Origin of the sequence: Nostoc sp., from assembly GCF_036917775.1 — a bacterium.
Taxonomy (GTDB): Bacteria; Cyanobacteriota; Cyanobacteriia; order Cyanobacteriales; family Nostocaceae; genus Nostoc.
Genome location: NZ_JBALEQ010000097.1, coordinates 19,767 through 38,985, shown reverse-complemented (window position 1 = coordinate 38,985; position 19,219 = coordinate 19,767). Strand labels below are relative to the sequence as shown.

The following is a 19,219-nucleotide window of genomic DNA, read 5'->3' as shown; positions in this document are numbered from 1 at the left end:
ATACTTGACAAATATCCTCTACTCTAAGGGCTAAAAGATTTTTTACCTATCGGTACATCTCTTGTGTTTACAATAGAATGCTACTTGATAATAAATTGTGAATTGGGGAATTTTGGTAATGAATGACTATTCACAAAATCCAATACCGAAAGCATCCTCTGAAGGTTTGAACAGCAACAACCAAACCTTTGAACTTAATGATGAACTAACTATACTCCGTAGTTTGCTTCTGGATATTGAGCCAACTAAACTTAAAACACTTTATGAGCGATTAGAAAACCCTCAAATTCTACCAGAAGATATTAGCAAGATGCTTCCAGAAGCTGTTATTTTGCGCTCAAAGCAAGATAAACAACTTGGGGAAGTAATGGTATCAACTGTAGAAAATGCCATTGAAGTTTCTGTTAAACAAGACCACCATGTGCTTGCAGATACATTATTTCCAGTTATTGGGCCAGCTACTCGCAAGGCGATTTCCACGGCTCTTGAGGAAATGATGCAATCGATGAATCAAACTTTGGAACATAGCTTGTCTCCACAGAGCTTTAAATGGAGGCTAGAAGCGCAACGCACAGGAAAATCATTTGCGGAAATTGTGCTGTTACGGACGCTAGTTTATCAAGTGGAACAAATATTTTTGATTCATAAAAAATCGGGATTATTGCTGCAACATTTAGTAACAACGCAGGTAACAGTTCAAGATCCAGATTTAGTAGCTGCAATGTTGACAGCTATCCAGGATTTTATCAAAGATTCCTTTAGGGTACAAAAAGTAGATGGACTAAAAAGTTTACGCTTTGGAGAAGTAATGATTTGGATTGAAGAGGGGCCGCAAGCTCTAGTAGCAGCGATGATTCGAGGGAATCCTCCCCAAGAATTAAGGTTAGTTTTGCAAGAAGCGATAGAAAAAATTCACCTGAAGCTAGGTAGAGAAATTCAAAATTTCACAGGGGAAACAGAAGCATTTCAGGCCAGCCTGCCTTATTTAGAAGCTTGTCTGGTAGTTCAGTATAAATCTACGGCTAAAAAAAATTATACCTATGCCTGGGCTTTCTTGGGTGCGATCGCGATCGCTTGTGGGACTTGGGGCTTTTTTGCGATAAGAGAACAACTTCGTTGGCAAGCATATCTCCAAAAACTCAACTCTCTGCCAGGAATTGTTGTGATTAACACCAAGCAAGCTTTTGGCAAATATTTTATTTCGGGAATGCGCGATCCCTTAGCAGTAGATCCCAATACACTAATACAACAAACAAATCTTAATCCCAAAATAGTAATTAGCCAGTGGCAACCTTATCTTTCTTTGGAGCCACAATTTACTGCCAAAAGAGTTGAAAAATTGTTGCATCCTCCCCAAACTGTATCATTAACGGTTGATAACAACGGTATTCTGAATCTAACTGGTTATGCACCCCGTAAATGGATTTTAGAAGCACGGAAGTCATGGATATTTATTCCTGGGATCACCCAATTTCAAGACCAAAAACTCGTAGAAATAGAACTTAGCGAGTTAGAGTTATCTAAAATCAAGATAGAAAAAGAAATACTTTTTTTTACAGAAGGAACAACTGAGTTGATGCCTGGTGAAATTGACAAATTGCCTAATTTGCTTTTATCAATCCGCAAATGTTTAGATATTGCCAAGTATTTAGGTAAAAATGTCCAAATTCAAATAATTGGACATACTAATAGTGCTGGAACAGAACGAAGAAATAGACCACTCAGTCAAGGCCGCGCTTATAGAATTCTATCTTATTTAATATCCCAAGGAATCAAGACAAACCAATTTCAAGCACTAACTGTAATTTCTAGCCTAACTTCCCAGCCAGAATTAACACCAGAATCTAAAGAATTTAATCGGAGAGTATCTTTCAAAGTATTAATAAATAATATCTCTAAATAAAGTTAAGTTATATCAATTTATGGTTATTCAAAAGAAAGTTTGTATGATAGGTGCATTTGCTACAGGTAAAACTAGTTTAGTAGCAATGTTCGTCCATAGTATTTTTTCGGAAAAATATCATACTACTGTGGGTGTAAAAATTGACAAAAAAACTATAGAAATTCAAGATAAAAAATTAAATCTTATCCTTTGGGATATCTATGGAGAAGATGAGTTTCAAGAATTACAAATGTCTTATTTGCGAGGTTCTGCTGGTTATTTATTAGTTGTAGATGGTACCAGATACAATACTTTACAAAAAGCTTTTGATTTGCAAATAAAAATAGAAGATGCCATTGGTCTAGTTCCCTTTGTTTTAGTCATAAATAAGTTGGATATAACGGATGAATGGGAAATTGAATCTGCTGAGATAGATAATGTTACACAAAAGGGTTGGACTGTGATTAAAACAAGTGCCAAACATGGTATTGGTGTAGAAGAAGCTTTTCAAACTCTCGCTAAAAAAATATTGGATTGCTAAATGTTGGATGTCCCTGTTTTTGTAATTGCCTATATTCTAAATTTGCTAACATCAGAGTCTTCTCTTGGCTATCTGTTGGTTAATAAAGATGGTAGCCTATTGACTTGGGGTGGTAAATTGGCAGCTTATGGAATTACAAACCTCCATAAAGGCAAAAATGCAAAAGAGCAAGTTGTTTTTCTAGAAGGGTTACTCCCATTAGATGATACTTCCATATTTCTACCATTCATTCAAACAGAGTATGGCAGTTGTATAGATGTTCATATATTACCGACGAAGGAAGCAGATTGGGTATTGCTGTTAGATAGTAGCTGTGATAGAGACTACCTCTTTCCTATTCAGCAAAAAACAAATGATTTCAGACTATTACAGGAAAAATTAAATAAAAAGTTAAATTACTAACCTAAAGTCAAAATTAATTGATTGTATCCGGTTGAACTCATGAATACATCGATCGCGAATGATATGCTCACTGCCTTGAACATTCTAGTGTTAGAGAAAATTGATGCAGATTTATTTAAAATTACTGGTAATTTACCTGATTGGTTAAATCAATTTTCTTGTAATAATTTAGCATCAGGAATGAATATTTCAATACCACATGAAGAGTTTTCTTTTTTAAATAATTTTTTAATTGATGCCGAAAAATTTTGGACTAACAATAATACTAAAAAACTCAGTTCCGGTTTATGGATTGAAATAGATGCAACTGGACAAGAATATCAATTTAAAGCTTATGCTATTTGGGTGGATAATAAGAAATTTTTATTGATTGAGGCGTTGGAAGACACTTATCAAGAACAGCAGTATATTCTTCAAAAAGCTAGAGAATATAAATTGATTTATCAGCAATTACTTAAGGATAATCAAAAAAAAGATGTTCTAATTCATTGTCTTATCCATGATATAGCAGTAGAATTGAGCGCTATTAACTGCTGTTTTGCATTACTAGAATTTGAAAACTTAACACCTAAAGGAAAAGAATATTTAGAAACTGGTATAAAGCAATGTCTAAAACAAGAGATGCTGATTAAAGATATTTTAGACACTTTTTCTACAGAGGCAATGTTAACAGAAAATTCTCATATCGATATTGAAAAAGCACCTAATATTTTAAGTTCTATACAAGAGGTAATTGAGTTTTCAAAACTGAACTTTGCCCTTAATAATATACAATTACAGCTTGCTAACAATATTGATATGACAACAGATTGGAAAGTTATGGCAGATAAATCTCGTTTAGATAGAGTAATTTCTAATCTACTAGAAAATGCTTATAGATATAGTAAACCAGATTCTATTGTGACTATTGGTCTACAACTGGATGGACAATATGTTTTAGTTACTATAGATGACTGTGGTTTGGGTGTACCGCCAGAAATGGAAAAAAATTTATTTCAAAAGTTTTCTCAAGGCAAAGGTAAATCAGGGAGAGCTGGCTTAGGTCTTTATTTTTGTAGAATCACACTTGAACGCTGGGGCGGTATGATTGGTTATTTACCTCGTCTTGAAGGTGGTTCTAGATTTTGGTTTCGCTTGCCAAGACTAGCATCAATGATGAGTTAAAAAGTATCCTCATTTAATAGATTCATTACCGCTAATCGCGTGGTGAGCTACTTCAGATAAATTAGCAAATTTAATCCCGGAATTGTACGAGAAAGAGTCCACAAAACAAGAGTAATGTAAATTACACCTAAACTCCATTCATACCAAGCAAGGGCAGAGATGATGCCTGGTAAGTGTTCGTCTCGCAGGCGAATGTCGTTAAATCCTAATTTCACTAAGTTGTTGAGACTAAAATCATAGTAATTGAGCCAGTTCCAACGGCGATCGCTCAGTAGAGGCATATATCGTTCACGAAATGTCTGATTTCTTGGTATCACTGGTAAACGCCCAATCAACAATCGTAACTGGCGAAATGTGCCATCTTCGGTGAAGTAAGAAACGTTCATTAAATCGTGATAACGACCTTGTTGGTAAAGTCGGATCAATAATGCCAGTGGTACGGGGACAAGAATTATGAAAAGACACCCCAGTGTCAGCCAAGGTTGTTGAGCATTGCGAAAGATGGCTAGTAAACTCAAGAATTCTAAAACGCTAAAACTGACTAATATCGCAATGGTTTCGTAAGATGTGGGAATAATTGCTACAGGATGCAGGCGGCGATAGCGATCCACTAGCCAAAATAGTAAGCCAAAATAGGCGATCGCAACTCCTCCCACGCCAAACACTAACCAAAAATTTGTCCCATAGCCACTCAACAACAGCAGTACACTCAATCCCAACCAACTCCAAGCTTGCAGTAACCACCCACCAATAGAAAGGGATTCACCAACAATTAAGCGATGACTAGCGATAAGCCGTTGCACATCTACGCTGAGTTGTGTGTATTTTTCTAAACCGATGTCTGCTAAAGTCAATAACTCACTACTGTTGCGAAAGGATTTGACTAGACGACGCTGGGCGATCGCTGTGGCTTGAGTTGGGGAAAAACCCAGTTTAATCAAACTTGCAACACTTGCACTATTAATATTTGTAGCTGTCAAAAGGCGACTCATTTCTACTAATCGCAGCTGTTGTTTTGTGTATTCCAGTTCATTAGCATCGGCAACTTGTTGTTGCTGACGGAAATTTTGCCCCAAATTCCGCAAGATATTTTGATTACCTTGCAATGTAGGAATGCAGAACATCTTCCCAATTTGACCGGGATTACCTAAAATTTTTGCTTGGTTAGAGTTAAAAGTTAAACCAGGTACGCTTAGACAAGCTTCTTTAGAAAATCTGGCATCGCTAAAATCTGCTTGGTTGAGAATACTTGCACCTTGTAAATTAACTGATTGATTAAACTCCACTTCTCGAAATATGAGAGCTTGCTCAAAAGTCGCATCTGTTAAAAAGAGAAACTGATTAAAATTTGCTTTAGTAAACTGGGCTTGATTGCCAAAGCGGACATCAGAAAAATCAGCATTTTCCTGCCATTGCACACTACTAAATTTAGCCAATTGCTTAAAACTTGCTTGGTTGAAATTGGCGATCTTTTCAAAGATACTCCCCTGGAAATCAGCGAATTCTTGAAATTGGGTTTGTTTAAAATTAGCTTTTTCAAAAAAAATACTGCCCTGAAAATTAATTGGTTGCTTGAATTTAGTACCACTAAAGCTGACGGGACGACCAAACCGGGTTTCAGCCCAATTCGTGGATTGGAGAAAAGTTGCACCTTGAGCATCCACAGACTGAAGAAAGAATGTATTAGAGAACTTCATTTCGCCATTGAAGCGAGTTTGCACCAGTTTCAAGACACCACGAAAGACAGCAATTTCACTGGATGAGGTTGGCTCTGTTCCTAAAAGCGATCGACAATCTTTGGAGTTTGCTAGTGATTCTAGACAAATAAAGCGCAAACGCTCTAATTCTTCTTTTTCAGTAGCTGTGAAAATCGGAGCAATAGCTTGGGCGTATAAGGAGGTTCTTAAACCCAAATCGCTACCCACAAAATCCCCTAAAATCAGGGCATAGCTGAGGTCTAAACCCAGAGGTTTTGTACCTAGCTCTTTTCGCAATAGTTGGTAAAAAGCATCACGAAAGCTAGCGTTTTCGGGGCGCAAATCAATCACCATCTTCTGCAAATCTACGGTCAAATTGCCTTCGCGGAGTGTGGGTGTGCGTAGACGTTCTTGTAATAATTCTAGAGTTAAGGGTGTGCGTTCTGGTTGCGTTTGTGCTGCTGAAGTAGGTAGGGGGAGGAGGAGAAGTAAAACGCAAAGGAACGCAAAGAGAAGCGCAGAGGTACGCAGAGAGAGCTTTCTAGGTATCTTTGCGTTTAACCTCTGGGTGCATCTATGTTTAAAAAATAAATTATGCAAATTGTTCGATCAATCATCGCTAATTAGTAGAACAATTTTACCCGTCACAGAACCGCTTTCAATTAGTTGGTGTGCCTTAGCTGCTTCTTTTAAAGGAAACTTGTGAGTAACATGAATTTTTAACTTGCCTTCATCGATCCAGGTAGCACATTGTTCGAGAATTTCTGCATGGTGCTGGAGGCTGTCTTCCAATCCTAGCAACGCTGGTGTCAGCATTAATTCTAAGCCAATGCGGAGATTTCGTAATCTAGCAGTTTTCCAAACAGTATTGGCATCTGGTTCGAGAATCGTCACAATATCGCCATATACTCGCACTGCGGGAAAGGTTTTGTGAAAGGTTTCGCCGCCTACGGTATCAAAAGCCAAGTCTACGCCTTCGCCGCCAGTCCAATCTAATACCGCTTGCACAAAGTCTGTTTGTTTGTAAAAAATTACATGATCAGCACCGAGTTCTTTGACGAAATTAGCTTTTTCTTCAGATCCCACTGTGGTAGAAACAGTAGCACCTTTGAGTTTCGCCAATTGAATTGCTACATGACCGACACCACCAGCACCCGCATGAATGAAAACCCGTTCCCCAGGTGATAATCGTCCCCGTTCGTATAAAGCTTCCCAGGCGGTGATTAATACTAAAGGCGCTGCGGCTGCTTCAGCAAAGGAGATAGAAACAGGTTTACGTGCCACAAACCGTTCATCCACAACGGTATATTCAGCATAATTTCCTTGGTGTGCGCCCAACCCACCATAGCAAAAATATACTTCATCGCCTGGGCGAAAACGCTGGACACCAGCACCCACAGCCTCAACTACACCGGCACCATCACATCCTAAAATGGTCGGCGTGCGATCGGGGTAGAAAGTGCCTCGGCTACGAAGTTTAGTGTCAATGGGGTTAATGCCAGCCGCAACCAAACGCACTAAAAGTTCAGTATTTCCTACGGGAACCGCAGGGTTTGGCACTTCCTGTACTTGCAGAACTTCAGGACTGCCAGCTGCTGTCATCAAGACTGCTTTCACTATTCTTTCCTCCTGGCTTTAGATGCACGTTCTTATGCAACTTTAGCGCAAGAGGGTAGACACAAAGTTATGTCTGAGGGAAAACTGCTGTAACTAAGTATGTTACGAAACGTAAATAGGCTTAAAACCCTTACTAATGAACAATGACAGCCTTAGCCAGTTAGCTTTAATTTCACCGACTTACTTACTAAGAGTGTGGACTCTAGTAGTCTGCCAACCCAAAAATGCTAAGTGAGGACTGGGTAAAGGGGAAAGGGAAAAGGGTAAGGGATTTAAACCGAATGGCACTAAGAAAAGCTGAAACTTCCTTGCTGGCAGGGTGTGGGAGGTGTGGGAGGTGTGGGAGGACGGGGAAGAAGTCTTACCCCCCACACTCCCCACACTCCCCACACTCCCCCCTCTCCCCACACTTCCCACACTCAAAAGCCAGTTAAATCATGGGTTTGCGCTTATCTTAGTGCCATTCGATTTAAACCTTTTACCCCTTCCCCCTTCCCCTTTACCCCGCCAAGTTCACTTGGCGAACTACTAGGGTAGAGGATGTAAATTCACGGGAATAAATCTTAATACTCAGGTAAAAGATAGAATGGTAGGTTTTTTACAGTTTATCTAATCGATAGGTACTGGATAAAAATTTCCAAGTCGTTTTACTTCTTCCTTTCAAAGACGAGGAAGAGTTCGCCGCCGCAGTACTTCTTACGGTGGAAAGCCTTCTATTGTTTTTCCTGTAATAAAGCCTTCTATTGTTTTTCCTGTAATTCTTTCCTCATTTATCGGCTCCCTTGCGTCCATCGCGTTTCCCTCCTTTGAGTAATGATAAAGACTCTACGCTCGCTTCTTTTCTACGCAGCTTTAGCTACTATTGTTTTGGTAACTGTAGTCACAACTCAGTTAGTAACTACGCAGAGAACTCCTGCGATCGCTAACATTACACCTACCGTTATTCATTCGTTTAATAGCAGCAATAAGTCCGATGCTTCCACTTCAGAGGCAGAATCTGTACAAAACAGCGATCGTCAGCTTTACGGTACGAGGTACGGGGGAGGCGCAAAAGTCGTGGCTACCCAATCTACCACGAGCTTGTACGTCTACGTGTCTCCCACGGGAAGCGACACCGGAGGCGATGGATCGCTAGGCAAGCCATTGAAGACGTTGGCGTATGCAGCAAAACGAGTTCAACCAAATCAAAACTACACGATTTACCTGAATGCAGGTGTCTATAGGGAAACGGAAGCGACGGTACTTCCGCCGGGAGTGAATATCGAGGGAGCAGGTGAATCAAGCGTGACTATCACTAGCAACGGTGCGATTCCTGCTCCAGGAGTAAATACTGGCAGCGCCGACTGGAGCCTTTGGCATTATGGAAGCATTATTCAGCTTGTCTCCCCTAGCTACTCTGGCTCAAGCCCTAGGTACGGCGCTCCTTCGGAGATGATTGAGGCGATAGATGGCAATCAGACCTTAAGCGGCTTCACCATAGACGGTAATGGCAAAACCATCAAAGCGGGTGTCTGGGTGGAAAATCGTAATAACGTGACTATGCTTAATGTCACGTTCAAAGATTTCCAGCACAGCGGTGCAGTTTTTACCCGTGGCAATATGTGGTGGTTCGTGCCGCTTCCAGAGGGGAAGTGGATGAAGAACACAACGATACATGATTGCACGTTTATTAACTCCGCAGCGGATGGAGTGTCGGGAGCATCTACCGGTAACTTGAGACTTGGAGGGCTGGATGGTGCTAACATCTACAACATTACTATCCGAGAAAATAAAGGATACGGCATCAAGTTCATGCACGTAGGCCATATACGCAACGTGAAGATTCACGATTGCAATATCCAGGTTCCAGAAGTTGATTCCCAGTGGAGCGAGGATGCTTCTATTGAACTTTGGAATTTGAGTTATGGAAACGAAATCTACAACGTTACCTGTAATACGTGGTTATCGATGGTTAATCATGCAGTAATGAATGATTACCAGCCGACAGCTACACACCCAAGTAATCTCAAGATACGAAACGTAAGAATAAAAGATATTGACGGACAGAGCGTTAAGGAGTCAATCGAGGTTGCCTTGAGTGGAGTTGAGATATCCGACTCCTACTTTCAGGATAAGGGCTTCGGTATTGCGATCTGGGGAGGGAAAGCATGGGGCGGAAGTATAGAAAATCACAACATTAACATCCACAATAATATTTTCGCAAATGTTGCTCGTAAAGTTCAATTTGGTTTCGGGAACAGTTCTGCCGTCTTCATTCCCGATTCAGCTACCAACATCAACATTCACAACAACGTGTTCGACACCTTGGGGAATAGCCTACAGATCGACTCCGCAGACAGGATATCGATCAAAAATAATGTGTTCTTGAACTCTCAAGGAGACGATGTACAAGGAGGTAAGAACATTGCTTTCACTAATAATCTCCGCAGGAATACGAACCCAGCAAAACCAACTTGGCAGATCCGATTCGCGGCTAATGCGACAAACATCCAGGGCGATCCCAGATTTACAGGTACAGGCGACCGTTGGAACTCTTACTACAAGGCGGCTTCGTCACGTAGTCTGATGGTGGATAGAGGAACTAATGTAGGACTTCCTTACTCTGGTTCGGCACCTGATATCGGTCGATGGGAGTGGTAACAGTACTTGTTGGGTTTTGGGGAAAGGGAAAAGGTTAAAAGGGAAAAAACCGTGAAACATTATAATGTTTCACGGCTTTCAGTGTGGTGTGAGGAGCTTAACTAAATCTCATCATAAAGTAACAGCCCAACAACAACGCACTGGTAACAATTTTGGTAACAGACTTTTTTTAGCGGCCTTAGAGCAAAGCACCACTACAACTAGAACCACACCCAGCAGTACAACCATAGCAATAAGCAGCAGTTTGGATCTCACTAATCAGGTCTAGACTGCCAGCTTCTAGCAATTTGCTAACTGTTAGTGGTTCAGCATTGCCAGTTTTTGCAGGCAAGTTCATCATCTGGTTAAAGTCACAATCATATACATTGCCTAGATAGTCAATTGAAAGTTCATTGCGGCACATCAAATATTCAACCGTGCCGTGATTAAAATTTGACTCTAAAAACTGCAAATAGCTACTGTACAGTTTTTTCCGTTCTAAATGTATTTTGGTTCTACCAACTGGTAGGTTGGTAATGGTGAAGAGGTTGTTAAATACAATATTAAAATGTTCTTGTAAGAACATTTTGTAATCTTGTTCTAGGTTAGTCTGTTCGGGAGCTAAGGAAAACTTTTCAGTAGTGGGTAACTGGGGATTAAATACCAAGTCCAAAATTAAATTTTCCTCTTTACCATAGCCGAGTTTGTTAAGCCACTGCAAAGCTTTGACTGAACTATCAAACACACCAGAACCACGCATTTTATCAACATTATCTGCTAAATAGCATGGTAGGGAAGCCACAACTCTTATCTGGTGTCGAGCAAAATATTCTGGTAAATCAGCAAATCCATCTTCAAAATAAATAGTCAAATTAGACCGGACAATAACCTGCTTGCCGGTTGCTCTTGCTGCTTCTACTAATGCCTTAAATCCATAATTCATTTCTGGTGCGCCACCAGTTAAATCCACAATTTTAATTTCGGGAAATTTATGGATTAGTGAAATCAATTGTTCGCAAATTTCAGGAGAAAGTTCTTCTGTACGTTTTGGCCCAGCTTCGACATGACAGTGTGTACAGGCAAGGTTACAACGCTTACCTAGATTAATTTGTAAAACAGCGATCCCCTTTTTTGTCAAAGGGAAATTTAGTTTATTTTTAAATGGTGTAATTTTTGATTGAGTTTGCATTAGCTACTATTCCTTAAATATGGCAAAAATATACTCAATTTCTCTAACCTTGTAATAATCGGTAAATTATTCCACTAATAATTGCAGCAATAGGTAAAGTTAAAATCCACGATAATAGTATCTGATAAAATACACGCATATTGGCTTTTTTGCCAGTCAAACCGACTCCAAAAATAGAACCAACTGAAACATGAGTGGTAGAAACCGGAAGTCCAAACAGACTAGCTGCAATCACTAGAATTCCAGTTACTATATTTGCTGATAAGCCTTGAGGAGGATTCAATGAGGTAATCTTTTCACTCATGGTGATAGCAACTTTTTGGGAGTTGAGTAAACCACCAAGTGCCATTGCGATCGCAATCGTGATCATTCCTCCCTGAACTGAAAAATACTCAATAACTAGAATGAGTGAGGAAATTTTGGGAGTATCATTTAATCCTCTCGCAAAACTCACAACTCCGGCGCTGAGAAAATGGCAAGTATCAATCATTTTCTGATTGATTGGTAGGTTCCATTTGGAATTGATATAGCCAGATAAGCTGTAAATTGCTGCTCCGAAGGGAATAGCAATGATCGGACTGAGAAATAAAGGCAAAACAAAAGAAGTTCCCAAAACGGCAAAATTGACTTTGAGTCCGATCGCAACTAAACCAGCGCCAACCAGCGCACCTATTAAACTGTGAGTTGTGGAAATGGGAAACCCCATAAGGGTGGCTATCAGTACAGTTAGACCAGTTGCGATCGCAACTGCGAGATGAAATTCTGGTGAATTAGCGATCGCATCAGGCACTAGTCCTTTACCAGAGAAGTTTTTAATTAGCGTACTTGCCAAAAAAGTTGCAGTTGCCGCACCACCTAAAGTTGTAAAAGTTGCCCACAAAATTGCTGTTTGATAGCTGCTAGTTCGGCTACCAAACAACGTTGCTACCCCTTTAAAGTTGTCATTGGCACCATTAGAATATGCTAAAAAAAGCGTAGCAATAAATAAACTAATTAACAACATTTTGGGGTTTATAAAGAAGAAGTCAAATCGAGAATTCAGAATTAAGAATACACAGAGTTAAACATTCAAATTGTGCATTCATTTTCCAGTTGTGCAGAATTAAGAATAATTCTGACTCCTGACACCTGAATTCTTTTTTCAGAAATTAACAGCAACCACCACCGCTATAGTGCCAGGTTGAATTGGTAACAATTATTTCTGCTGGCTTGATAGCCGCAAGTTTGGCGGCAGTTTTATCACACACGGCTGCGGGAATACCTCGCTGGAGTAAATGTCCTGCTGAGTCGTCGAAGAAGGATTCTGAGCCAGCATAAATTGCTGTTTTTCCCGTGAAAATACAAGCACCATCTTCGGGAATAGCAACTTTAAAGGATACAGAATCCAGGCTTTCTAAAAGTAGGTGTTCATCTAAATTATAAGTCTGGCAATCTAGTAGACGATAAGGACGACGGGCACGAATTTCAACTTGACCAAAGCCAGCATTTGTAATCCGTTCAGTATACTCTTGATATGTGAGTGCGCCTGATAAACACATGGCTCTGAGTCGTTCATCTTGTTGAAGATGTGCTGGAATTTGACTAGTAGCAATTGGATCGCTCATCTGCAAACGTCCGCCTGGTTTTAATACCCGATAGGCTTCTTTTAAAGCACGGTTTAAATCTTCTGGTTCAAAGATGTTGAAAAGGCAATTCTGCGCCACGATATCAACGCTAGCATCCGCAACGGGTAAGTTAAAAGCATCACCTTCGCAGATTTCTACAAAACTCGTGTCAAACCACGGGTTTTCTTGAGCAGCAATTTCCAGATTGCGTGCAGCTGCTTCCCGCATGGCCCCAACCGGTTCAACGGCAATTACAGCACCTGCATACCGGGAAAAATAAGCGAATTGCAACGCTTCTAAGCCGCCACCAACGCCGACATAAAGCACAGTAGGCTGATTTCCTAGTTCGGTGGAGTGAACGGTAGTGCCACAACCATAGTTCATTTCCTGCATAGCCAAAGGAATTTTCAATCCTGGTAGTTGCAGGGGTGTACTTTGCACACAACAAAGTCCAACTTGCGGGGTTTCGGCAACTTCGCGGTAGAATTGCGCCGCTGTTTCTAGATAAGTCATGCAGTTTTAGATTTTTAGATGATGACAGCTTTGTGCATCCTAATATAATTAACCCTGAGTTGGATGAGTTATTGCTCAAATTGCCAAAAACCCCCAAATCTTCTTAGAACAGAAAACTTTGAGGTTTTATCGTTATTTCACACGGGATAGGGGATGAGGGAGCAGGGAGCAGGGGGACAAGGTGACAAAAGTTTAGAACTTACAACAAGTCTTTCCCCTTGTCCCCAATTCTCCTTGTCCCCAAGTCCTCTTTCCCATCCCCAATTCAATCATGCAATTTATAGCCGACACCACTCACAGTTTGAATGAGACACTTTTCGTTATTGGCTTCAAGTTTCAGACGCAGGTAGCGTATGTGAAGTTCGATGATGTTGGCATCGCCCATGAAGTCGTAAGCCCAAACTTCTTGTAAAATGCGATCGCAGGTAATTAGCTGTCGTGGATGAGCCAATAAATATTCGAGTAAATCAAATTCCTTAGCAGTTAACTCAATTAACCTTTGATCTCGGTACACTTGGCGCGTGCGACGATTTAAACTCAAGTCTTCAAATTCTAAAACATCTGCGCTGTCTACTTGCCAATTTCTTCGTAGGTGAGTGCCAACTCTGGCTAATAATTCATCAACACTGAAGGGCTTAACGAGGTAATCATCAGCACCAGCGTCTAAGCCTACAATGCGATCGCTTACTTCATCTTTGACAGTTAATAATATTATTGGCAATTTATTACTAATATTTCGCAGGTGGTGGCAAATTTCTAACCCCGATAAGCCAGGCAACACCCAGTCTACAATTACTAAATCTAGATGTAACTCACGCGCTGCGGTGAGTGCAGTTAATCCATCGTAGGCAATACTGACTTGATAGCCTTCATAATTTAATTCTAATTCGACAAATCGCGCCAGTTTGACTTCATCTTCAACCAGTAAGATGTGCGTCATGATGATGTTAATGATTTCAGCAGGGTACGGTAAGCAACAATACGGTCTGGAAACACTTGAGCGAGGTGCCAGCTACTTACATAGCCAAACATCTAAATTAGGTGTACGTTAGCTTAGTATAAACCTGAGTAAGTAACAACAGTATATTTGAAAATACCGGTGATTGCTTAATCAAAGAACGATCAAACCGACTATTAGCAATAGCTTGTGACATCTTCACCACATTTATCGGCAAGATAACAGAGCGCTTTAAAACGCAAACTAACCACTTCCTCGTATAGGGGATTTAATTTACACATCGGAGGAATATGAAATACCTTCCGACCAAACAGTGTGATATCTTGCTCAAAGGGACACTGAGCAGGAATAGCTTTGCACAATAAATGAGCCAATTTGGAGTTATGAATTTCTATCTTTTCCAACCACTCACGCACTGGGTGTAGTAAATCATTGTGTGACTGTACTTGAATAAAGCTTGTCATAATTTTTCACCTTAATAATTTCAAACTAGATTGAGTTTGTTCTATATGAACCTCTATCAATACATACACTTAGGTTCTATAGTTTTATGCACTGATTCCTAGTTTTTTCGTTCTCTACAAAGATAGAATGAATCTCTAGGTATACTGTAAACTACACATTCAACGATCAAAATTCCTGATTATTTATCCCATTTCCAAAAACTTTTACCACAAATGAATCGGCTAAAGCTGTATCTCACTGGGTCAAGAACCGCTTTATTGTGCCAAACGCTAGGCTAGAAGATGCCGAACTGCAAAATATAACCAAATTCTGGGAGGTGCAGCTAAACTTACTCTAAAAAAGCATCAAGCTTTAAGGAAGCTGCGAAAACTTATGACTGATAACTTATTCAGTAACAAAAAGCTACTTTTTGACCGATGGGCACCAAGTTATGACTGGCTCTTTCCTTCAGTGTTTTATCGAGCCATTCACAAACGCTTGCTGGAGTACGTCGATTTCCCAAAGCCAGCAAATGTACTTGATATCGGTTGTGGTACTGGCCGCTTACTTGAGCGCCTTGCTACTCAGTTTCCTGACCTGCGGGGTACTGGATTGGATTTCTCTGCTAATATGTTGCGGTTAGCAAGACAGAGCAACCACCACCGTCCACGTTTAATTTATATCGAGGGCAAAGCTGAGTCTCTTCCCTTTGCTGATGGTCAATCTAATGCTGTTTTCAGCACTATCAGCTTCTTGCACTATTTGGAACCGAAACAGGTAGTTAGTGAGATAGCACGGGTACTTTCTCCCGGTGGACGCTTCTACTTAGTTGACATTAACTTAGTTGACATTAACATTAATTCTAAAAAAGACGCAGAACCTCAATTATTACCACTTACTCCCCGTGGAATTAGACTCTACAGCCCTAATCAACGTCAACTTCTTGGCTCTTCTGCTGGGCTATTGTGTTTGAATCACCACTATTTATTAGGGCCAGTCTTACTAACAATTTTTGCTAAACCTCCGATTTGAAAATAAGGGATGGGTAAGAGTAAAAGATTGGAAACAAATTATATCAGTAATTATTCTCTATATTTTAATTACGACTTACGTACAGCCCTTTGGGCATGAAAACAGCGTAGCGGGGCATTCCCTTTTAGCGTCTCGCAGAGAAGCCCATTACGAATTACGAATTAGTATGGCCTCGATATTCACTCTAGTAATTTAGGGGGAATGGGGAATGGTAGTCACATAACCATCACATAAAGTCTTTAATGGTTATTCAGTACTGGAGAGAATATCGCACTTATTATCATATTGGATTAGACTGGGGACTATCAGAGTCGGCAGTATGCCGAACAGTTTATAAAATAGAAAACGTTTTAATCTCAGAGGGTGACAACCTACCTATAAAGGTTGCTGCATAAGGGATAGGGCATAGAAAACACGCTGAAAATAGAGCCGTTTATTGGGTTTGAGCGTGCTTTCCATACCCACTACAACGATATGGTTGACTCTTGGCGCAATATTGAATATCACCAGATGCTGTCGCAACAAAAGAATGTCACAGATAACACTGCTGCGACATTGAAGTTAATTCCCAAATTGCGAGAATAAAGTTCAACCCGACTAGATAATGTTAAATTTTGCTATTTAAGTGTAATTACATACACGCTATTGAAAAAATGAAGTATAAAGTAACAGGGCAACAGAAATCAAGATTATTTTTAGAAAAAAGTATTTTTGCTGGACATCTATATTCTGCTGCCCAACTTCCCCAAAACATAGTTGGAGATAATAGGATTTATGCAACGTTTATTTAAACAAAGTTTTATGCTTTCAGTCACTACTGCGATCGCATTATTATTTGCAGGGTGTGGAGAAAGTAAAGTTGCCCAATGTAACAAAGTCATCAAGGTTGCTAATCAAGCATCCACTCTAGGTCAGGAATTTAGTAAAAACCCCAATCCAGCAAAAGGATCTAAAGCTTTAACTGAACTAGCTGGTAAGATAGATCCACTTGCCCAAGAGATGAAAACCCTCGAAATTAAAGATGAAAAGTTACAAGGTTTTCAAGGGCGCTTTATCACACTCTATCAGAATATCAGCAAAGAATTGAATAATGCAGCAGGAGCTATAGATAAAAAGAATCTACCAGCAGCAAAGGGCTTTTTGGTATCTCTGAAAAAAAGTAGTACCGAAGAAAGTTCAATAGTTAAGGAAATTAATAGCTACTGTTCTGCTAAATAATCAATTCTGCATGGAATGTTTTTAACAAAAATAGCAGTTAAATAGTCGGTCGAGAACCACCAAAAACCGCAAAGCTAAAATTTTTGTACCAGCAATCCACATTTTGGAATCCAGCCGCTTCCAACCAGCTAAGTTGAATCTCAAGGGTTGCCATGCGATCATATTCCATGCGTTTTTGTGCAGCTTTAAGATCCTCTTTTGAGATACCCTTAGCACGGACAGAATCTAACCAGTTTTGACGATAAAGTTCTTCTAAATCAGGAGTTTTGCCGAGAACTTGGTCAGCGTTAACAAATATCCCTCCAGGATTGAGGACATTATAAATCCGTTGATAAAGAAGTTCTTTGTCAAAATTAGAAAGATGATGAATAGATAGGGCAGAGATTATCAGGTTATATGAATTACCCAAATCAGTCTCAATGTAGTCACCGATTAAGATTTTGGGAGATTTACCCATTTTGCTAAATCTCAACTTAGCTTTCTCTAACATCTCGGGGGCTAAGTCTAGTAATGTGAACTCTGCATTTGGGAAAACAGATTGCACCATACCTGAGTATAGTCCAGTACCAGCACCCAAGTCTAGAACCTTTATCGGTGCGGTGCTATCGCTTGGGATGATTTCAACAGCTGTTTTGTAAAAGTCATCAAAACAGGGAATTAGAATCCGACGTAAGCTATCGTAATCTACTGCGGCAGCATTAAAAGCTTCTTGAATATTCATTTTTTAATTTTTAATAAAGGTAGAACTTTCTGTTTTAACAACTCAATTAAAGCTGGTTCCATATAATCATATTCATCTGGTATATCTAAACAGATAATTTTTTTATCTTTAAGAAAGGGCTGAAAAATTTTTGAGAGCTTGCTTTTATGAGGTTTTGTCGCGGCGCAATGCCTTGCTTCCCTAGGTACTCTGTGGGACGCTTACGCGATCGCAGAGCGGGATATTTTTTAATTGGAAGTCCCTAAGTTGTCACCAATTTACGCAGTATAGAAACGAGGAGATTTAGTTATTGACCAAATACCAATTTTGTAGCGCCAACCGTTGAATTTCACGCCAAGGAATATTATGTTTTCTGGCTAATTCTGCACAATCTTCATATTCTGGTTGCACATTGGCAATAACTTTTTCTGGTGATTGTCCCTTCCATGCTACCTTGACCCGCACTTTGCCATATTCAATTTCCACTTGTTGAATTTCCCGTTGTAAAATGGCGCGTTGCTGAGTTGTTCGCCGAATACCCAAAGTTGTAGTTTCACGGAATATAACCGCTTCACAACTGAGTAAATCTTCTGGATGACAAATCACAGTCAGCAAAATCCCTGGACGGGACTTTTTCATACCGATCGCTTGGGTAAAAACATCCACTGCACCAGCAGCAAACAAAGCCTCAAAAACATAGCCGATCGCTTGCGGATTTAAATCATCAATTTGGGTTTCTAGTACCGAGATGGTTTCTAAATTTGAGCTAGTATCTCCATAATTGCTGAAATTTGACTGTAAACTTGTGCTTTCGCCCAGCCAGAGGCGTAAAATATTGGGAATTGGTAAATTTATGGTTCCTGCTCCCAATCCTACCTGCTTGATAGCGATCGCGGGTGGTGAACCAAAATCTCTTACCAAAGTAGTAGCGATCGCAGCTCCTGTGGGTGTCACCAGTTCTCTATCAATGCCATTGCTATAAACTGGACAACCCCGCATTTCCCAAAGTTTTAATACTGCTGGTACTGGTACTGCCATTTGACCATGTGCAGCCCGAACAGTACCGCCACCAGTGGGAAACGCCGAGCAGTAAAGCAGGGGCCATCCTTCGTCATTACTCTCAATCCCCAACCAATCTAACCCCAGGCAAGTACCCACAATATCTACGATCGCATCTATCGCACCCACTTCATGAAAATGAACTTTTTCAGGGGAAATCCCATGCACCGCTCCTTCTGCGACTGCTAGCTGTCGAAATACCGCTAAACTCCAAGCTTCTGCCCGTGATGGCAACCCTGCTTTGAGAATCATCTGCTCTATTTCTGGCAAGTGGCGTGTGTGATGGTGATTGTGTTCGTGGTCGTGGTGGTCATGGTGATGGCGATCGTGTACTAAATCCACATGAACTTTAGTTGCCTGCTGACCATTCCGTTGGACAAGTTCTGCTCTTAACTGATATTCCTGTTCAATTCCCAATCCATTGAGCTTTTCAATTAAATACTCCACAGGAACACCCAAACTTACCAAAGCACCCAGGCACATATCACCAGAAATTCCTGTCGGACATTGAAGATAAGCAATTTTATTCATAATAAATTTGTCATTAGTCATTAGTCATTAGTCATTAGTCATTAGTCAT

Annotated in this window: 17 protein-coding genes and 2 pseudogenes; 9 read left to right on the top strand and 10 right to left on the bottom strand. The window is 40.2% G+C overall.

Annotated elements, in window-relative coordinates:
• Positions 1–118: 118 nt before the first annotated feature.
• The 4 genes from V7K69_RS20120 to V7K69_RS20105 are packed head-to-tail and all read left to right on the top strand — an operon-like array spanning position 119 to position 3,989.
• Positions 119–1,903 carry an OmpA family protein gene (locus V7K69_RS20120; RefSeq protein WP_335037463.1) on the top strand — a complete coding sequence of 595 codons (1,785 nt, stop codon included), beginning with the start codon at positions 119–121 and terminating at the stop codon, positions 1,901–1,903.
• Between the two features lie 19 nt (positions 1,904–1,922).
• Positions 1,923–2,423, top strand: coding sequence for a Rab family GTPase (locus V7K69_RS20115; RefSeq protein ID WP_335037461.1), 501 nt, complete (start codon positions 1,923–1,925; stop codon positions 2,421–2,423).
• Positions 2,424–2,825, top strand: a complete 402-nt coding sequence (locus tag V7K69_RS20110; RefSeq protein WP_335037459.1) for a hypothetical protein — start codon at positions 2,424–2,426, stop codon at positions 2,823–2,825.
• Between the two features lie 39 nt (positions 2,826–2,864).
• The gene (locus V7K69_RS20105) at positions 2,865–3,989 is read left to right on the top strand and encodes a sensor histidine kinase (RefSeq protein WP_335037457.1); all 1,125 of its coding nucleotides are present in this window, start codon (positions 2,865–2,867) and stop codon (positions 3,987–3,989) included.
• Positions 3,990–4,036: 47 nt separating this feature from the next.
• Here V7K69_RS20105 and V7K69_RS20100 read toward each other — a convergent pair whose 3' ends face one another.
• The gene (locus V7K69_RS20100; RefSeq protein ID WP_335037455.1) at positions 4,037–6,286 is read right to left on the bottom strand and encodes a pentapeptide repeat-containing protein; all 2,250 of its coding nucleotides are present in this window, start codon (positions 6,284–6,286) and stop codon (positions 4,037–4,039) included.
• Positions 6,287–6,295: 9 nt separating this feature from the next.
• On the bottom strand, positions 6,296–7,303 hold the full coding sequence (locus V7K69_RS20095; protein WP_335037453.1) for a zinc-dependent alcohol dehydrogenase family protein: 1,008 nt from the start codon (positions 7,301–7,303) through the stop codon (positions 6,296–6,298).
• Between the two features lie 973 nt (positions 7,304–8,276).
• On the opposite strand from V7K69_RS20095, the gene V7K69_RS20090 reads away from it, so the two are divergent.
• Positions 8,277–8,438, top strand: a complete 162-nt coding sequence (locus tag V7K69_RS20090) for a hypothetical protein (RefSeq protein WP_335037451.1) — start codon at positions 8,277–8,279, stop codon at positions 8,436–8,438.
• An 8-nt stretch (positions 8,439–8,446) separates the two neighbouring features.
• Entirely contained in the window at positions 8,447–9,943 is a 1,497-nt protein-coding gene (locus V7K69_RS20085; RefSeq protein WP_335037449.1) for a right-handed parallel beta-helix repeat-containing protein, read from the top strand.
• A 178-nt stretch (positions 9,944–10,121) separates the two neighbouring features.
• On the opposite strand, the gene arsS is transcribed toward V7K69_RS20085, so the two are convergent.
• The 5 genes from arsS to V7K69_RS20060 form a co-directional block, all read right to left on the bottom strand.
• Complete coding sequence (arsS, locus tag V7K69_RS20080) at positions 10,122–11,111, bottom strand: arsenosugar biosynthesis radical SAM (seleno)protein ArsS (protein WP_335037447.1); 990 nt, start codon at positions 11,109–11,111, stop codon at positions 10,122–10,124.
• A gap of 43 nt (positions 11,112–11,154) precedes the next feature.
• Positions 11,155–12,114, bottom strand: coding sequence for an inorganic phosphate transporter (locus V7K69_RS20075; protein WP_335037445.1), 960 nt, complete (start codon positions 12,112–12,114; stop codon positions 11,155–11,157).
• 145 nt (positions 12,115–12,259) lie between these two features.
• Entirely contained in the window at positions 12,260–13,228 is a 969-nt protein-coding gene (gene arsM / locus V7K69_RS20070; protein ID WP_335037443.1) for an arsenosugar biosynthesis arsenite methyltransferase ArsM, read from the bottom strand.
• Positions 13,229–13,493: 265 nt separating this feature from the next.
• A complete protein-coding gene (locus V7K69_RS20065; RefSeq protein ID WP_335037441.1) occupies positions 13,494–14,168 on the bottom strand; it encodes a response regulator transcription factor in 675 nt (224 codons plus the stop codon).
• 194 nt (positions 14,169–14,362) lie between these two features.
• Positions 14,363–14,650, bottom strand: coding sequence for a Mo-dependent nitrogenase C-terminal domain-containing protein (locus tag V7K69_RS20060; RefSeq protein ID WP_335037439.1), 288 nt, complete (start codon positions 14,648–14,650; stop codon positions 14,363–14,365).
• Positions 14,651–15,023: 373 nt separating this feature from the next.
• Between V7K69_RS20060 and V7K69_RS20055 the strand changes: the two genes are divergently transcribed.
• The 3 genes and pseudogenes from V7K69_RS20055 to V7K69_RS20045 all read left to right on the top strand — a co-directional run bounded on the left by V7K69_RS20055 (position 15,024) and on the right by V7K69_RS20045 (position 16,880).
• Positions 15,024–15,662, top strand: coding sequence for a class I SAM-dependent methyltransferase (locus tag V7K69_RS20055; RefSeq protein ID WP_335037437.1), 639 nt, complete (start codon positions 15,024–15,026; stop codon positions 15,660–15,662).
• A gap of 239 nt (positions 15,663–15,901) precedes the next feature.
• Positions 15,902–16,018 (top strand): annotated as a pseudogene (locus V7K69_RS20050) (helix-turn-helix domain-containing protein); the annotation flags it as partial.
• Positions 16,019–16,436: 418 nt separating this feature from the next.
• Entirely contained in the window at positions 16,437–16,880 is a 444-nt protein-coding gene (locus V7K69_RS20045; RefSeq protein ID WP_335037435.1) for a hypothetical protein, read from the top strand.
• Between the two features lie 37 nt (positions 16,881–16,917).
• On the opposite strand, the gene V7K69_RS20040 is transcribed toward V7K69_RS20045, so the two are convergent.
• The 3 genes and pseudogenes from V7K69_RS20040 to larC all read right to left on the bottom strand — a co-directional run bounded on the left by V7K69_RS20040 (position 16,918) and on the right by larC (position 19,170).
• Entirely contained in the window at positions 16,918–17,601 is a 684-nt protein-coding gene (locus tag V7K69_RS20040) for a class I SAM-dependent methyltransferase (protein ID WP_335037433.1), read from the bottom strand.
• A pseudogene (locus tag V7K69_RS20035) lies at positions 17,598–17,756 on the bottom strand (phosphotyrosine protein phosphatase); the annotation flags it as partial. The gene V7K69_RS20040 and the pseudogene V7K69_RS20035, both read right to left, overlap by 4 nt.
• Positions 17,757–17,883: 127 nt before the next feature.
• Entirely contained in the window at positions 17,884–19,170 is a 1,287-nt protein-coding gene (larC, locus tag V7K69_RS20030; RefSeq protein WP_335037430.1) for a nickel pincer cofactor biosynthesis protein LarC, read from the bottom strand.
• Between the last annotated feature and the right edge of the window lie 49 nt (positions 19,171–19,219).

Bases quoted from the DNA above. Each gene is read 5' to 3' on its own strand.
- V7K69_RS20120 (WP_335037463.1), top strand. From the start codon at position 119: ATGAATGACTATTCACAAAATCCAATACCGAAAGCATCCTCTGAAGGT.
- V7K69_RS20115 (WP_335037461.1), top strand. From the start codon at position 1,923: ATGGTTATTCAAAAGAAAGTTTGTATGATAGGTGCATTTGCTACAGGT.
- V7K69_RS20110 (WP_335037459.1), top strand. From the start codon at position 2,424: ATGTTGGATGTCCCTGTTTTTGTAATTGCCTATATTCTAAATTTGCTA.
- V7K69_RS20105 (WP_335037457.1), top strand. From the start codon at position 2,865: ATGAATACATCGATCGCGAATGATATGCTCACTGCCTTGAACATTCTA.
- V7K69_RS20090 (WP_335037451.1), top strand. From the start codon at position 8,277: ATGCTTCCACTTCAGAGGCAGAATCTGTACAAAACAGCGATCGTCAGC.
- arsS (WP_335037447.1), bottom strand. From the start codon at position 11,111: ATGCAAACTCAATCAAAAATTACACCATTTAAAAATAAACTAAATTTC.
- V7K69_RS20075 (WP_335037445.1), bottom strand. From the start codon at position 12,114: ATGTTGTTAATTAGTTTATTTATTGCTACGCTTTTTTTAGCATATTCT.
- arsM (WP_335037443.1), bottom strand. From the start codon at position 13,228: ATGACTTATCTAGAAACAGCGGCGCAATTCTACCGCGAAGTTGCCGAA.
- V7K69_RS20065 (WP_335037441.1), bottom strand. From the start codon at position 14,168: ATGACGCACATCTTACTGGTTGAAGATGAAGTCAAACTGGCGCGATTT.
- V7K69_RS20060 (WP_335037439.1), bottom strand. From the start codon at position 14,650: ATGACAAGCTTTATTCAAGTACAGTCACACAATGATTTACTACACCCA.
- V7K69_RS20055 (WP_335037437.1), top strand. From the start codon at position 15,024: ATGACTGATAACTTATTCAGTAACAAAAAGCTACTTTTTGACCGATGG.
- V7K69_RS20045 (WP_335037435.1), top strand. From the start codon at position 16,437: ATGCAACGTTTATTTAAACAAAGTTTTATGCTTTCAGTCACTACTGCG.
- V7K69_RS20040 (WP_335037433.1), bottom strand. From the start codon at position 17,601: ATGAATATTCAAGAAGCTTTTAATGCTGCCGCAGTAGATTACGATAGC.
- larC (WP_335037430.1), bottom strand. From the start codon at position 19,170: ATGAATAAAATTGCTTATCTTCAATGTCCGACAGGAATTTCTGGTGAT.